General features: G+C 37.4%; 16 protein-coding genes. 6 read left to right on the top strand and 10 right to left on the bottom strand.

Features of this window, described 5'->3' with window-relative positions; genetic code table 11:
- Positions 1-14: 14 nt before the first annotated feature.
- Positions 15-614 carry a LysE/ArgO family amino acid transporter gene (locus tag AC07U8_RS15090; RefSeq protein ID WP_494738211.1) on the bottom strand — a complete coding sequence of 200 codons (600 nt, stop codon included), beginning with the start codon at positions 612-614 and terminating at the stop codon, positions 15-17.
- A 180-nt stretch (positions 615-794) separates the two neighbouring features.
- Between AC07U8_RS15090 and AC07U8_RS15095 the strand changes: the two genes are divergently transcribed.
- Complete coding sequence (locus tag AC07U8_RS15095) at positions 795-1,685, top strand: LysR family transcriptional regulator ArgP (protein ID WP_314336097.1); 891 nt, start codon at positions 795-797, stop codon at positions 1,683-1,685.
- 206 nt (positions 1,686-1,891) lie between these two features.
- On the opposite strand, the gene gstA is transcribed toward AC07U8_RS15095, so the two are convergent.
- A complete protein-coding gene (gene gstA / locus AC07U8_RS15100; RefSeq protein ID WP_303576277.1) occupies positions 1,892-2,497 on the bottom strand; it encodes a glutathione transferase GstA in 606 nt (201 codons plus the stop codon).
- Between the two features lie 97 nt (positions 2,498-2,594).
- Here gstA and AC07U8_RS15105 point away from each other — a divergent pair, with 97 nt between their 5' ends.
- Positions 2,595-3,506, top strand: coding sequence for a LysR family transcriptional regulator (locus tag AC07U8_RS15105; protein WP_303576278.1), 912 nt, complete (start codon positions 2,595-2,597; stop codon positions 3,504-3,506).
- Between the two features lie 76 nt (positions 3,507-3,582).
- Here the strand turns inward: AC07U8_RS15105 and AC07U8_RS15110 are convergent, their stop codons facing one another.
- Complete coding sequence (locus AC07U8_RS15110) at positions 3,583-4,146, bottom strand: YceI family protein (protein WP_270384856.1); 564 nt, start codon at positions 4,144-4,146, stop codon at positions 3,583-3,585.
- 62 nt (positions 4,147-4,208) lie between these two features.
- Entirely contained in the window at positions 4,209-4,775 is a 567-nt protein-coding gene (locus tag AC07U8_RS15115) for a nicotinate-nicotinamide nucleotide adenylyltransferase (protein ID WP_034612542.1), read from the bottom strand.
- A gap of 101 nt (positions 4,776-4,876) precedes the next feature.
- Between AC07U8_RS15115 and AC07U8_RS15120 the strand changes: the two genes are divergently transcribed.
- Both AC07U8_RS15120 and AC07U8_RS15125 read left to right on the top strand, forming a co-directional pair.
- Positions 4,877-5,677 carry an enoyl-CoA hydratase gene (locus tag AC07U8_RS15120; RefSeq protein WP_004717217.1) on the top strand — a complete coding sequence of 267 codons (801 nt, stop codon included), beginning with the start codon at positions 4,877-4,879 and terminating at the stop codon, positions 5,675-5,677.
- A gap of 98 nt (positions 5,678-5,775) precedes the next feature.
- The gene (locus AC07U8_RS15125) at positions 5,776-6,534 is read left to right on the top strand and encodes a nitroreductase family protein (RefSeq protein WP_270384859.1); all 759 of its coding nucleotides are present in this window, start codon (positions 5,776-5,778) and stop codon (positions 6,532-6,534) included.
- A gap of 57 nt (positions 6,535-6,591) precedes the next feature.
- On the opposite strand, the gene AC07U8_RS15130 is transcribed toward AC07U8_RS15125, so the two are convergent.
- From AC07U8_RS15130 to AC07U8_RS15155, 6 genes are all read right to left on the bottom strand, one after another.
- A complete protein-coding gene (locus AC07U8_RS15130) occupies positions 6,592-6,906 on the bottom strand; it encodes a YqfO family protein (RefSeq protein WP_004823167.1) in 315 nt (104 codons plus the stop codon).
- A 193-nt stretch (positions 6,907-7,099) separates the two neighbouring features.
- The gene (gene gyrA, locus AC07U8_RS15135) at positions 7,100-10,123 is read right to left on the bottom strand and encodes a DNA gyrase subunit A (protein WP_270384862.1); all 3,024 of its coding nucleotides are present in this window, start codon (positions 10,121-10,123) and stop codon (positions 7,100-7,102) included.
- 523 nt (positions 10,124-10,646) lie between these two features.
- Complete coding sequence (locus tag AC07U8_RS15140; protein WP_270384864.1) at positions 10,647-11,465, bottom strand: zinc ribbon domain-containing protein; 819 nt, start codon at positions 11,463-11,465, stop codon at positions 10,647-10,649.
- 735 nt (positions 11,466-12,200) lie between these two features.
- Positions 12,201-13,133 (bottom strand): FAD-binding protein, encoded by a 933-nt coding sequence (locus AC07U8_RS15145; protein WP_004717227.1) that lies wholly within the window; start codon positions 13,131-13,133, stop codon positions 12,201-12,203.
- Between the two features lie 17 nt (positions 13,134-13,150).
- Complete coding sequence (locus AC07U8_RS15150) at positions 13,151-13,903, bottom strand: electron transfer flavoprotein subunit beta/FixA family protein (protein WP_004823176.1); 753 nt, start codon at positions 13,901-13,903, stop codon at positions 13,151-13,153.
- A gap of 483 nt (positions 13,904-14,386) precedes the next feature.
- Positions 14,387-14,992, bottom strand: coding sequence for a LysE family translocator (locus AC07U8_RS15155; RefSeq protein WP_056518144.1), 606 nt, complete (start codon positions 14,990-14,992; stop codon positions 14,387-14,389).
- Between the two features lie 116 nt (positions 14,993-15,108).
- Between AC07U8_RS15155 and AC07U8_RS15160 the strand changes: the two genes are divergently transcribed.
- Positions 15,109-15,603 (top strand): Lrp/AsnC family transcriptional regulator, encoded by a 495-nt coding sequence (locus AC07U8_RS15160; protein ID WP_004717233.1) that lies wholly within the window; start codon positions 15,109-15,111, stop codon positions 15,601-15,603.
- 24 nt (positions 15,604-15,627) lie between these two features.
- Positions 15,628-16,182 (top strand): GNAT family N-acetyltransferase, encoded by a 555-nt coding sequence (locus AC07U8_RS15165; protein WP_494738212.1) that lies wholly within the window; start codon positions 15,628-15,630, stop codon positions 16,180-16,182.
- Positions 16,183-16,266 lie beyond the last annotated feature (84 nt).

Here is a 16,266-nt window from a genome sequence, read left to right on the forward strand (position 1 = left end):
TCCAACAATACCAATCAAAGCAGTAAAGAGATTGCAATTCCCCACATAACCAATGCAATAATAAAATCTAATATTTGCCATGAACGTTGATTTTGAAAAACCGGGAGTAAAAAGCGTGCACCAAAACCTAAGCTAAAGAAGAATAACCACGATGCTGTTACTGCACCAATCGCAAAATAAAGCGCGGTAGATTCAAACTTTGTCGATATAGAACCAATTAAAACCACTGTATCCAAATAAACATGTGGATTAAGCCAAGTTAAAGCTAAACAAATCAGAAGCATTTTCATCAGCTTGGATTCATTTTTTTCACTCGGTTTTAAACCTGTCGATGTTCTAAAAGCTTGTAGAAAATGTTGCGCCCCATAGATCAATAAAAACGTTGCTCCAAAATATTTTGCCCAATCGACAAACTCTGGATGCGTTTGAATGACTTTAGAAAATCCCAGTACACCCAATAAAATTAAAATCGAGTCAGATGCGGCACAGACCACGCAAACCCAAAATACATGTTGCTTTTTTAAACCTTGTTTGAGTACAAAAGCATTTTGAGCGCCAATTGCAATAATCAAGCTAAACCCAACAGCCAACCCCTGCATATAACTTTGCAACATTTTAAAACTACACTTTTAAAGTTTTGAATGGACTGTGCTATTATCCAAACTTATCTCTTTAAATGAGTATTTCTAAATAAATATCATCTTAGCTAAGTTTTTCTTAGTTATTCTTGATGTGGTTTTTTTTAAATAACTTATATCTTTATATAAAAAACGCCCAATTTTTTGAGGATCAGCATGTTACAAAGTAAGCATAGTGAAGCATTTCTAGCAGTTGCCGAAACAGGTAGCTTTGAACAAGCTGCGATTCGTTTGAATATCACAGCATCAGCGGTAACGCTACGTTTACAAACTTTGGAAAAACAACTAGGGCAAGTGCTGATCATTCGAGAAAGACCATGTAAAGTTACTCAAGCAGGTCAGGAAGTGTTACTTTTCCTGCAACATCATCGCTTGATGGAACAAAATTTAATTCAGAATCTTCAAGGACAAAGTTCACAATCACAATTTTTTAAATTAAATATCGCCACTAATGCCGATTCATTAGTGACGTGGCTATTACCCACAATTCAACACACCTTACTCACAGAAAAAATTGTTATAGACTTAAAAATTGATGATCAAACCCAAACCCACCACCTTCTTGAAGCGGGATTGGTCAATGCCTGTATCTCGACCGAATCAAAACCTATGAAAGGCTGTGAGGCGATTCATTTAGGTACAATGAGCTATAGGATGGTTGCTACACCGAATTTTATTCACACTTACTTTCAGCATGGTATTCAACGTGAAACGTTACGGCATATCCCAGCTGTTATTTTTAATGATAAAGACCATGTACATGCCGAAGTTTTACAACACGTTTTTGGTTTGATGCCAAGCAGCTATCCATGCCACTTTATTCCTTCTGCAATATCTTTTGTAGATGCGATTTTGCTCGATTTGGGTTATGGCATGGTACCTAAAATGCAAATTCAAAAAGAATTAGCAACAGGACAATTGCTTGAAATCATGCCCAAAGCAAGAACCGATTTACATCTATATTGGCATCATTGGAAACAACAATCTAAGCAACTGGAAAAACTCACATTGGATTTAATTAGTAATACTCAATCTATTCTGGATTAAGCTTTATAGAGCTACGACCATCCTAAATTAAAGTATCTTATCTTAATACGTATAGCGAAAAACTTTTAGAATAACCCAGCCACGATTTTCGCTATAAAGTAGTGTTAAAACATCATGGAAATACTTTGCTTCAATCACATACTTCAAACTTAGAGCTGCCGTAGTTTTACTCAGTATTTATAAAACATACGGCATTGGATTTTTTCCTAGAGAAGACCTTCAGCTTGCATGGCTTTTTGTACAGATGGATGTTGTTGCATTTGCGCCATAAAAGCCTGTAAAGATTTCAAATGACTTAAGTCTAAATTGATCAATGTTGCCCAACGAGTCACAACAAATAAGTAAATCTCTGCAATGGTAAATCCTTGCCCCAACAGATTTTCTGAATCATGAATTTGCTCGTCGACCCATGTATATTGTTTTAATAATTTCTCTTTAAAAATATTTTTACTCGTATCATCAAACCCTTTTTGAAAAAATGGTGCATACGATTTATGTAATTCCGAACTAATGTAGTTCATCCACTCCAATACTTTATAGCGCTTTAAATCACCAAATGTAGGTAATAAATCACTACGTTTAGCAACCTCAGCCAAATACTGGCTAATGATCGCACCCTCACTCAAATGCAAGCCATCATCACTGATTAAAAATGGCACTTGACCTTTCGGGTTAATTTTCAAAAAATCCTGACCTTGTTCTGTCTGATGATTTTTAAAAGAAACTTTCACTAAATTAAAATCTTGGTTAATTTCTTGTAATACGATATGAGGCGCAAGTGAACATGCACCCGCTGTGTAAAAAAGTTGCATCTGCTTATTCCTTAAGTTGCTTTAACTTCATGCTATTCTTAACATCATGAACAATAAATACTCATAATATCAATTCAGTTATTACATGGTGTATATAATGAACACAACATTCAAACGAACAATGTTGAGTAGTGTTGAAATATTTTGTCTCGTTGCAGAACAACGAAGTTTTTCCAAGGCTGCCTATCAAGCTGGTTTAACACCCGCAGCGGTAAGCCGATCCATTGCTCGTTTAGAAGGTCGCTTAGGGATTCAACTGTTTAATCGAACAACACGCAATGTTCGTTTAACCCAAGCGGGTGAGGAATATTTTTTAGAGTGTCAGCAGGCCCTCAAACAAATTGCTGAAGTCGAATTAAGATTAAAAAATAAATCAGCTCAACCTTCTGGAATAATCAGGATGAGTTTACCAACACCTTTCGGTCACTTTAGAGTTCTACCTCTGTTACCTAAATTCCAGCAGCTTTACCCTGAAATTAACTTGGATATACAGCTCACCAATAAAAATGTAGATTTCATTACCGAAGGTTTTGATCTTGCTATTCGGGGGCGTAATGTGCCTGAATCCAATTTAATTGCTCGTTGTTTAGAAAAAGCCGACTTACTGATTGTCGCCTCTCCTGAATACTTAAAGAAACATGGCACACCTACTGAGATTGCCGATTTACAACATCATCAATGTATTCAATTTATCTTACCCAGCACAGGAAAAGAAGTGCCTTGGTCTATGCTCATTGAAAATGAAGTTATAGAGATTCAAACGCAAGGACACTTGAATTGCAGTGAAGATATTTTAGCCACCATTACCTTAGCTCAACATGGTGGTGGTCTATTGCAAACCTGCCGTTTTATTATTGAAAATGATTTAAAACAAGGAAAGCTGGTCGAAGTCCTACAACAATATTCAGGTACTCAACGGCAATTTTCCCTGCTTTATCCTAAGAATAAATATGAACAACGACACATCCGCTTATTCATTGATTTTTTAATTGAACATCTAAAATATTAGACTCAAAAAACAGGCTCGAAATAACGATGAGATTAAAAAAATAACGCACCCTGCCCCTTTCTATCTCGGCTGTTTTTTATTGTGCTTTCCACTGCCCAGACACTTGGATATTCACTTTTTCTCCAACGCCACCCACAGCTTTTTTCATTCCGAAATCACTACGCTTTATGACTGTAGTAGAGCTAAAATCCAGCAATTTTGGATTATTTAGATTGGGTTTAATTGTCGCATTAAAAGTTACAGGCTTAGTCACATTCCGCAAGGTTAAATTACCTGAAATTAGATACTTATTATTAGCAAGCGGTTTAAATGCCGTACTTTTAAAAGAAGCGGAAGGATATTTAGCAGCATAGAATAAGTCTTCACCCATAATCATATTTTTCAAGGAAGATTTATTAATACTTAGGCTATTTACATCCATCACAAATTCAGTAGATGCATTTTGCGGAGCGCTCGTATCAAAATTAAGGGCAGAATTAACGCGCTTAAATTGCCCTTTGACGATGTTCATACCCAATGAGTCGATATGAAATCCAACATCACTATTGGGTGTCAATGTCCAAGACGCGGCATAACTTGAAATCGAAATAACAAAGCTACCCAATAACGCCCCATTTATAATGACTGATTTAAACTGCATGCAATACTCCATTCATATTCTATATATTTCTATTCAGTGTATTGCAATGCACACAAAAAACATTAAAGATTTGATTTGTCTTGCGTTTGGTATTTGTACTTTAATTGTTGGTAAATTTCCGTTTTTTGAAATTTCTCTAAAAACTCCGCTGTGCCCAAAGGAAATTCGACCTGATAAATTTCACCACGATAATACGCTTCACGTAACGGGGTCGCAGAAATAGAGCCGACTAAACTATCCAGTTCAACCATTTGCCATTCTGGAAATAGTTTTAAGTAATAAGATGAATCATCTTTAAAATGACCAATTAAGCCAATCTTATCGGTCTCTAGAACAGTAGCATTAACCAAGGACTTAACCAGTTCCACCCATTTAGTATCATTATAAACATCAATAACATGTACAAATTTGATTCGTTTTTGATCCGCTTCAGAAAAATTAGACAAAATCATTTGTTCCCGTTCTGATGCCAGAAAAGGATTTTTAGTATTCCGTTCATTTTGCGCAGAACCCAAGGCCAAAATTACATATTGGCTTTGTTGTAATGCAATTTTAATGGTTTGCATATGCGCGAGATGAAAGGGCTGAAAACGTCCAATATAAACAAGATAATCAAATTTATAAGTCATAAAAGTAATTTTTTATGAACTCATCAGTTGCAACAGAATTTCAAATATGCGACATAATGAGGGCATAAAATCCAATTAAATTTTAAAGCAAGGATAGTACGATGACACTTAGTTGTATTCAACAGCCACATCAACATTTAAACGCAAATTTAGAGAATGGTGTACTGACTTTAGCAATTAATCGACCAGAAGCAAAAAATGCACTGTATGGTGAATTGTATCTATGGATTGCAAAAGCCTTAGATGAAGCTGATCAAGATCGTGATGTTCGTGTGGTGATCTTACGTGGTGCAGATGCTGACTTTAGTGCGGGTAATGATATGAAAGACTTTATGGCTTTCATTCAACAACCACTTGAAGGTAAAGAAGGTGATGGCCCTCCATTTGTATTATTAAAATCTGCTGCACGTTTATCTAAACCATTGATCTGTGCAGTCCGCGGTGTAGCGATTGGGATCGGAGTAACAGTACTTTTACATGCTGACCTCGTTTATGCAGACAATACAGCCCTGTTCCAAATTCCATTTGTCAGCTTAGGACTTTCTCCAGAGGGTGCTTCAAGCAAACTGTTGATTCAACAAGCGGGATATCATAAAGCGGCTGAATTGCTGTTAACTGCGCAAAAATTTAACAGTGAAAAAGCACTCAATGCTGGCTTAATCAATAGTATTGAAGATGATGTATATGGTCACGCTTTACATCAAGCACAAACCCTTGCAGCACTTCCATTGGCTTCAATCAAGCAAACCAAAGCGTTAATGAAACATAATCTTGAAGAGATTATTCAATGCGTGGATGATGAAGCTGTGATCTTTATGCAACGCGTTAAATCACCTGAAATGGCTGAAGCCGTTGCTGCATTTATGCAAAAGCGTAAGCCAAATTTCTCGCAATTTAATTAATTGAGTGAATCTGAGCAAAGCCACTGCATGAGTATTATTCAGTGGCTTTGGTCATTTTGAATCCAATAAAACAGTTCATTTAATTATGGGTAAAGATCATGTCACAAGATACAACGACCAAGAAGCGCTATTATGAACCCGCTCCACAAGATATCGATATTGAAAATTTCCGTAAAGTCATAGAAAGTCGTCGCTCGGTACGTAAATACACTGAAAAGCAAATTCCTGCCGATGTTTTAGATGCTTGTTTAGATTTGGCTTTATTGGCACCAAACTCATCAAATCTACAGCCTTGGACGTTCTATGTGGTTCAGTCTCAAGCGAAAAAGAAAAAATTAGTCAAAGCTTGTTTAAGCCAATTATCAGCAAAAACAGCAGCAGAACTGATTGTATGTGTGGCACGTATTGACCGTATTGATGAAATGGCAAAAAACAATTTAACCCATTTCCCCATGCCTGAAGCGCCAAGAGCAGTAAAACAATATTATAAATTTATCGCATATAACTATAAAACAGGTTATCTGAATGCTTTAGGTAACTTTAAAAAAGTGGCTTTTAAAGTTGCACGCACTTTAGATAAACAACTCCCTGTGACTGCGTTTAACCCAGCTGATGCAAAGCTTTGGGCCAGTAAAACGACAGCCTTGGCTTGTGAAAACTTGGTATTGGCTTTACGTGCTTATGGTTTTGACAGTTGCATGATGGAAGGTTTTGATGAACCTTTGGTTCGCAAGATCCTCAATCTAGGAGATAAAGAGTTTCCAGTCATGGTGATTAGTGCCGGTGAACGTGCTGAAGATGGCGTATTCTTCCCACAATACCGTTTTGATCGTGATTTGTTTATTCAAAAAGTTTAATTTTAGCTAATCAATACCCCCCTCTTTGTTCAGAAGAGGGTTGAGATTTTTAAACTATTATTCAATATCAATCATTTGAATAAACTCAAAAGCAGGTTCTTCATAAGGATGACTTGCTTTTAAAGCGATTGCCACTTGTTTGGCCTTGTGTTCAGGAACGATGGTTTCCACTCGCCATTCAGGCAATTGCTCTAAATGATCTAACTCACCAATAAAAGGCTTTGCACCGCTTAACGGTTTAAATTGCCCTGTTCCTAACACTTGCCAAGCGCAATGTTCATAATCACCAATACCACCCGCTCCTGCTTGAAAAATTGCAAGTTTGGTAGCTTCAAGGTGTGATTCTGGAACATAGTAGATCAATTTAAGCATATTATTTTATATTCAAAACCTCAATTATAGCTTTGTTCATATTTACTTTTACTTATTTTTTATTTGGTTTCGTTAGAAAAAAGCTATGTATCGTTAGCTCAATTGATAAGATTTAATCAGAACTGTAGATTTTATAAGCTTGATCAGAATACAAAAAAAGAGCGCCTAAGCGCTCTTCTTATTTCTCTAAAAATTACTCGTCAGATTCAGTATTATCAGATTCAGTTTCACCTTCATCCATAACAGTTTCATCATCAACTAATTTTTCAGAATCAATTAAATTCTCTGAATCTAAAGCAGTCTCGCCTTCGATCGCGTCTAACTGATCGATAATCTCATCATCAGCTTCGACAGCTTCAACTGCAACCACACCGACCAAGACTTCTTCATTACCTAAGCGGATCAAACGGACACCTTGGGCATTACGACCTGTTCTCGCTACTTCAGAAGCACGGGTACGAACCAGTGTTCCACCATCAGAAATCAACATCAATTCTTTAGATTCATCGATGGCAACAGCGCCCACTAACTCACCATTACGTTCAGATGTTTTAATGGCAATAACACCTTTACCACCACGTTTTTTAGTTGGGAAGTCATCTACTGGTGTACGTTTACCATAACCATTTGCAGAAGCACATAACACTTCGCCAGTTTCTGGTACAACAACTAACGAAACGATTCGACTCACCACATTGGTATTTGAATCTGCAGTATCTTCATCATCTGAATCTACATCAACTTCAACATCTTCTTCTGTTTGTGCCGCAGCCAATGCCACACGCATACCACGAACACCTTTCGCAGTACGACCCATCACACGAGCATCAGTTTCAGAGAAACGAATTGCTTTACCTTCATTTGAGAACAACATGATTTGCTGTTCACCATCAGTAATTGCAACACCGATTAAAGTATCTTCTTCTTTCAACTCAATCGCACGTAAACCATTTGAACGAACATTACCAAACTGCTCTAATTCAACACGTTTTACTGTACCTGATGCTGTTGCCATAAATACATAGAAGTTTTTACGTACACTTTCTACACGTTCAGCAAATTCAGCAATTAATTCATTATCAAGATCAGAAGCAGAAAGCTCAATACCAATTTCTTTGAGTTGCTTACGTAAAGCATCTGATAAGTCATCTGGATTTTCACCAAGCTCTGCAAACGCAGCTTTTAGTGCTTCATAATGTGAGTCGATAATTGTGTTTTCACGCAGTTGAGCAACGTTGGCACGGACAAAAGTTCTAAACTCAGTTAAACGCTCAGTAAATTTCTTCGGAGCATCGATTACAGGAAGAATCGCTGTAATGGTCTCTTCTGCATCCAGTGGTAATAAGTTCACCATTGGGCGGCCTTTTGCACCACGTGACGCTTGAGGTACTTCAAATACTCTTAAGCGATAAACTTTACCTACATTGGTAAAGCACAGAACAGTTGCATGGTTCGATGTCACGATTAAATGTTGAATATAATCATCTTCTTTCATCGAAGTTGCAGATTTACCACGTCCACCACGGCGCTGTGCAGCATAATCAGACAATGGTTGAGTTTTTGCATAACCTGTTTTTGAAACAGTTAAAACAACTTGCTCTTCTGGAATCAAATCTTCACGAGAGAAATCAATACGTGATTCAACAATGTCCGTTTTACGTGCATCGCCATATTGTTGAAGAACCAATGCAAGTTCTTCACGAATCACATTCATCAAAAGATTGAAATCATTTAAAATTGCTGTAAGTTCAGCAATTTGAGCTAAAATTTCAGAATATTCAGCTTGTAACTTATCTTGTTCAAGACCGGTTAAACGATGTAAACGTAATTCTAAAATTGCACCAACCTGAGCTGGAGATAAACGATAAAGCTGACCATCTAAACCAAATGGACGACTTGGATCTTCACCTTCAATCTCATCCGGGCGAACTGAAATTGCACCCGCTTTTTCTAGCAATGCAACAACATTTCCACCCGCCCATTCGCCAGCAAGTAAACGCTCACGTGCTTCAGCTGGATTCGCAGAAGTCTTAATGGTTTCGATGATTTCATCAATATTGGCTAAAGCAACAGTCAAACCTTCTAAGATATGACCACGCTCACGCGCTTTACGTAATTCAAACATGGTACGGCGTGTCACCACTTCTTGACGGTGACGAATAAATGCCGCAATGATGTCTTTTAAATTCATCAGCTTAGGTTGGCCATTGTCTAGGCAAACCATGTTGATACTGAATGAGTTTTCAAGTTGAGTATTTAAAAATAAGTTATTGACAATAACTTCAGCGTTTTCGCCACGCTTTAAGTCAATTGCAATACGCATCCCATCTTTATCAGATTCGTCTCGAAGTTCTGAAATACCTTCAAGTTTTTTCTCTTTGACCAATTCAGCAATACGTTCAATGGTTCTTGCTTTATTGACCTGATAAGGAATTTCAGTGAAAACAATCGTCGTACGACCAGTTTTTTGGTCTTCTTCAAAATGGTATTTACCACGAATATGCAAACGACCTTTACCTGTACGGTAAGCATCTACAATTCCTGATTTACCATAGATAATGCCGCCTGTAGGGAAATCTGGACCAGAAATATATTCCATCAATCCTTCAATTGAGATGTTCGGATTATTTGCATAAGCCAAACATGCATTAACTACTTCTGTCATGTTGTGTGGCGCCATGTTGGTCGCCATACCGACAGCAATACCTGTCACACCATTGATCAATAAGTTAGGAATACGTGTTGGCATAACCTGAGGAATACGCTCAGAGCCATCGTAGTTATCTTCCCACTCGACTGTATCTTTTTCTAAGTCAGCCAACATTTCATGGGTGAGCTTACGCATACGGACTTCGGTATAACGCATTGCTGCTGCGCTGTCACCATCGACAGAACCAAAGTTACCCTGACCATCAACCAATTGATAACGTAGACTAAAATCTTGAGCCATACGAACAATTGTTTCATAAACAGCTGAATCACCATGTGGGTGATATTTACCGATTACGTCACCAACAACACGTGCAGATTTTTTATAGGCTTTGTTATAGTCGTTGCCTAACTCGTGCATAGCGAACAGCACACGACGATGAACAGGTTTTAAACCATCTCTCACGTCTGGTAATGCACGAGATACAATAACACTCATGGCATAATCGAGATATGAGCTTTTTAGTTCATCCTCAATGGCAATCGGTCTAATTTCCGATACGCTCATGCATACTCCTTATTACAAACAGTGCAAGCAGCAACTGCTCATTTATATAATCTAGCTAGTCAAAATTTAGCTCAAAAAGCGTTGAGCCAAAATCTAAAATTCAGTCGCACACTATAGCATAAAACCAAGCGATTTTGTGCCTATCCGACCACACTATAATCATGATTTTTTGTAGTATTTTTAAACAATTTTAACGATTTATTGACAATAAAAAATCGCCTGATTGGGCGCTCAATTAAGCATCGCTAAATTTATAAATGATTGGGTATTTTTATCTCAAAACCTGACCTATTTTTATCTATCCAATCATACTCAATGGTGTGCTTCATTCACTATTTTTGCGATGTTTATCAGTAAAAATAAATCACATCAAACAGGTTTGTATCGGATCGATTAAAACAACTCAAACATGAAAATTGCCATATAAAATCCGATATGGCAAAAAATATGAGAAAGTGATACTAAGTCCACCCCACTGGTCAAAAAAATCTAAACACTTCCAAATATAGAGTGTTGTAAATTTCTATAATTTATATGGATCTGACTGAAGCAATTCACAGTGTTGCAGCAAATCATCACTGATTGCTACGCGATAACACTGCCAATCACGAATTTGATTATTTTCCAGCTGTGGAACCATATATATTCGACTTGCAGGCGCATCAGTGAATTTACCCACTAAAATCCCTTGTTGTGTGATTTCAATTTGATCAAAAATAAAATCACTAAACTGGGTCTGTTCAAACTTTTCAATATCTTTTAGGCTCGTCGCAAAACGATGCTTGACATCATAATACTGTGCCAAACGCGCTTGATAAGCTTGCATATCAAAATAACGTGCTTGGTATTCGTTAGACACCACCTCTTCGCTTGCGGGTAATGCTACATCTGTGGTTGCAGCCTCATCTTGATTAGATGACCCAATAACAGACATAACGATAGGAATAACCACACTTGAAATAACGCCAAGCACTGCGGGACCAAACATAAATACAGCTAAAAGTATCCAGACAATTTTAAAATTTTTCTTTTTAGGCTGATTTTGCGACTCTCTTTGTGTATTTGCGACTCTCTGCTGCCATGATTCAAGTAACGCACTCGCCTTATCACCTACAGATGTATGCTGATTGCTTTCTGTTTCATTATTCGGCGGAGTCTGACGAGGTTTTATATTATGTGTGGGATTTGACTGCTCTTGCTTATTTTCACGGCGTACAGAAAATTCAACATTGCTATTGCCTGTTAAATTGTTGGTCTGTTTAACATGTTTTAAACGAGTACCACAAATACCACATTTCATGGCTTCATTGATATTCTCAGCGTAACATTTAGGACACTTCATATTTATAGCTATTCTAGGTGAGATGATAAGGAATTGAGCAATAATGGAAAAGCGCAAGGATTTAAAACGACAGAATCAGCCAGTCTAACGCGCCAACAAGTATAGAATTAAAAGAATGGTCAAGAGACACTACAGGATTAAATACAATGTTATGCCTGTAACAGCTGATTTACACTGGAATTTTCTGTATGTCGCCAGTATACGATGGAAAATTTAATTGTGTTTATGCTTTGATCTTATCGGGTTTAAAATTGGACTTCAAGGTATTTATCCACTGATTCTCTCTTGTTCTTTTCGCCAAAGCATTGATCTCCCTACATCAACTACTTATTGATAAAATAATCACGCGAGATACAGCATCTTAAACATAAAAATTAAGATCAGAAAAAATGAAAATAGCATTTTGATCACTGTTTTTATTTTATGACAGCTTATATTTAAAACCACTTTTATAAATCAAAAAAAGATCGTGTAGCGCGAATCATATGAGTTTTGCAAGGTTTTTTATCCCTATGAGAAAAAATGACAATAAAGGAGCTATTAAATTGATTTAGACTATAAAAAGGACTGCTGAGAGAAGCTACTCAGAGTTTCTTTATTCGAATAGAGAATAACCCACCATCACGACTTTATTTATCCGTGCACACCATCCATCTACGCATTCAATAAATTTCTAAAATAAAAAAACGCACTTAGGAAACCCTAAGTGCGTTTTTTTGAAACTTAATTCGAGAATTAAAGTTTAGAAACTAATTCTGGAACAACAGTATTCAAATCACCAACTAACCAATAGTCAGCTACAGCATTGATTGGTGCTTCTTCATCTTTGTTGATTGCAACAATCACTTTAGAATCTTTCATACCTGCCAAATGCTGGATCGCACCAGAAATACCTACAGCGATGTAGAGATCAGGCGCAACGATTTTACCAGTTTGACCAACTTGCATATCGTTAGGAACGAAGCCAGCATCAACCGCAGCACGTGAAGCACCTTGAGCAGCACTAAGCTTGTCAGCAAGAGGATCAAGTACTTTATGATAGTTCTCACCAGAACCAACACCACGACCACCCGATACAACGATACGCGCAGCAGTTAATTCAGGACGTTCTGATTTCACAATTTCTTCAGAAATGAACTTAGAAATACCTGCATCACCTGTAGAAGCCGCTGATTCAACTGCAGCAGAACCGCCTTCAGCAGCAACAGGATCAAAAGCTGTACCACGTACAGTTGCAAGAACAATTGCTTCGTCAGATTGAACTGTAGCAATGGCATTACCTGCATAAATTGGACGTTTGAAAGTTTTAGGACCTTCAACAGCAATGATGTCAGTAATCATGCTTGAGTCTAAAAGTGCAGCAGCGCGTGGCAAGATGTTCTTACCTGTTGTTGTTGAAGCAGCAAGGATATGTGAATAACCTTTACCTAATTCAGCAACAAGTTTCGCTACATTTTCAGCCAATTGGTTTGCATAAGCTGCATCATCAGCAAGCAAAACTTTGCTTACACCAGCAACTTTCGCAGCAGCATCTGCAACTGCTTGAGCACCAGAACCTGCAACCAATACAGTGATATCACCACCGATTTTTTGAGCCGCAGCAACAACGTTTAAAGTTGCACCGTTAAGTGTCTTATTGTCGTGCTCAGCGATAACTAAAATACTCATGATTTTATCCTTCTGTATTAGATCACTTTCGCTTCATTTTTAAGTTTTTCAACAAGCTCGTCTACAGACTTCACTTGTACACCAGCTTTACGCTCTGCAGGCGGTTCAACTTTAACTGTTTTAAGTTTAGAAGTTGCTGTAACACCGAAATCTGCAGGAGTTTTCGTATCAAGTGGCTTTTTACGTGCTTTCATAATGTTTGGAAGCGCAGCATAACGTGGCTCATTCAAACGTAAGTCAGTAGTGATGATCGCTGGAGTATTTAACTCAACAGTTTGTAAACCACCATCAACTTCACGAGTTACTTGAACTTTATCGCCATTTACTGTTACTACAGAAGCAAATGTACCTTGACCAGCGCCAAGTAAAGCACCCAACATCTGACCAACTTGGTTAGAGTCGTCATCAATTGCTTGCTTACCTAAAAGCACAAGTTGTGGTTGTTCTTGTTCAACAACAGCTTTTAGGATTTTAGCAACTTCTAAAGCGCCAAGTTGACTGTCATCAGCCTCAACTAAAATACCGCGGTCTGCACCAAGCGCCATAGCAGAACGAATTTGTTCTTGCGCTTCTTTTGGTCCAATAGAAACAACAACGATTTCTGAAACTGTTCCTTTTTCTTTTAAGCGAACCGCTTCTTCAACTGCGATTTCATCGAATGGGTTAATTGACATTTTAACGTTAGTAAGGTCTACCCCACTATTGTCCGGTTTAACGCGAACTTTAACGTTGGCATCAACCACACGTTTTACAGCAACAAGAGCCTTCATGTAATCCTCGGCTGTTTTAGCAAAAGTAAATGTTAAGAAGAGTTATAATAACGCTTCATTTAAAATTATTTAGGTGTCCTATCTTGCAATGTGATTGGCATTTCGGTCAAGTCACAATTCGCAAAACTACTGTAAAAAGTCATAAAAAAGCTTGAACGTACAGTTCACATTTTTTCTAAATAATTTAACTTAGACACGTAAGGCTACTATTTCGACAATATTTATATATTGATAAATAACATTATTTGTATTGATTCTGTATAAATAATCAAAAGAATTAAGATAAATTATCAATCAATCAAAGGGATGACACTAGCCTTTCATCGATACTGCTACGCTCTGTCATTTTAGACAGATTCAGCAATTTTTCTAAGTATGTTTATTGATTAAATTTGTGAACTTTTTGGCATTAAACTTGTAACAAAATACTAAATATGCAAAAACGGGCTTCTTTTCAGAATCACCCGTTTGTTTCTGCTTGGATTAATTTGCCAATAACCATGCAGCTGCAATGGTCAACAAAGTCCCTGAACCACCATCAATCCATTTTTGCTTACGTTCATTGATGTGCTGCTCTTTGGTCAATTGAGCAATCAAAAGGCTCAAACCACAATACACCAAGAATATCAAAGCAATAAAAATTGCTGACAAGGCTAAGCCTTGAAACACGGTGTTACCTGATTTATCGATGAATTGTGGCAAAATCGCAAAATAGATCAACATGCCTTTTGGATTCAACAATGCCGTAACAAAGCCTTTGCGAATAGGATTTGAAACCGCTTTCTGCTCAATACGTAATGTCTTTTGGCTAAATACTGATTTAATCAAATGAAATGCTAAATACAATAAATAGGCGATCCCCAAATATCGAATCGTCTCAAACAATACTGGGAATGAAACAATAATTGCGGCAATGCCAAGCGCAACCAAAATCGAATGAACCAGATAGCCAGAACAAATACCGATTGTCGCCATCATGCCTGCTTTCGCATCTTTACCTATCACTTGTGACAGGATAAATAACATATCTGGTCCTGGTGTGAAAATTAACGGAAGTACCGTTAAGGCAAAAAGTACAAATACAGACATCTCTTTTCCCTTTCTGAAGTTTGACTACGAGAAGAAAACAGTATCTTTTAAAATGCTTAAAATAGGATTTCAAATATTCTATAATGATGATTATTTTTCAAATTAAATTCTAATTTATGAAAATTTCATCTAAGACTATTCTAATCAAGCTAGACCGTATTGATAAAAATATCATTCGTGCTTTACAAGCCAATGGTCGAATCCAAAATAATGATCTGGCTCGTGAGATTGGGCTCTCTCCTTCATCATGCCTAAGACGAGTTCGACTCTTAGAAGAAGCCAAAGTTATCCAAAACTATACAACAGTGGTGGATCCACAAAAAATTGGCTTTCAATTGATGCTATTCTCAAGAATCTGGTTGTTAGGGCAAGATGCTGAAACCATTGATACCTTTATTGAAGCAATGAAAGAACTGCCTCAGGTCATGGAGTGTTATATTATTCTGGGTGAATGTGATGCGATGTTAAAAGTGGTGGTCCCTGATTTAGAAAGCTATCGTAAATTTCAGTCGACACATTTGACCAAAAAGAATGGTATTACCAGTGTAAAAACGGATGTCCCAAGTCAAATTATTAAACAAAGCTTTCAGCTACCCCTTGAAGATCTGTAATTCAAAAATACGTATTTGGTGAATATGAAAACATTTAATCCCCCCGTTCAATTAGAAACGCCTAGACTTATTCTTAGACAATGGCAAGCTCCTGATTTTGAAGCTTTTGCAGATTTAAATGCTGATCCAGACGTTATGCGGTATTTTCCAACGACCTTGTCAAAAAACGAAAGTGACCTTTTGGCACATCGATTTCAAGACTCAATTACCAAATATGGTTGGGGATTTTGGGCGGTTGAGTTAAAAGAAAATCAGCAATTTATCGGTATTGTGGGTCTAGCCAATCAAGCGGAAAGATATGCTTTCTCTCCTTGTGTTGAAATTGGTTGGCGATTTGCACAACAATATTGGCATCAGGGCTATGCAACGGAAGCCGCTCAGCAATGTTTGGCATTTGCATTTGAAAAATTAGCTTTAGAACAGGTTGTTTCTTTCACATCAGTACTGAATCAAGCTTCGGAAAAAGTGATGCAACGACTTGGTATGGATTATGTTGAAAACTTTATGCATCCTGCTTTAGACAAAAACCATGCTTTGGCTGAACATGTACTTTACCGTATACAAAATCCAAAGCTGTAACGCTGGTCAATATGCGGGTTATCTTGGGCGATGCAAAATTTTATATCGTAAAACAAAGATCTACATATCGAGCCAAATATGACT

Source organism: Acinetobacter sp. GW821-FHT01E09 (assembly GCF_059422385.1).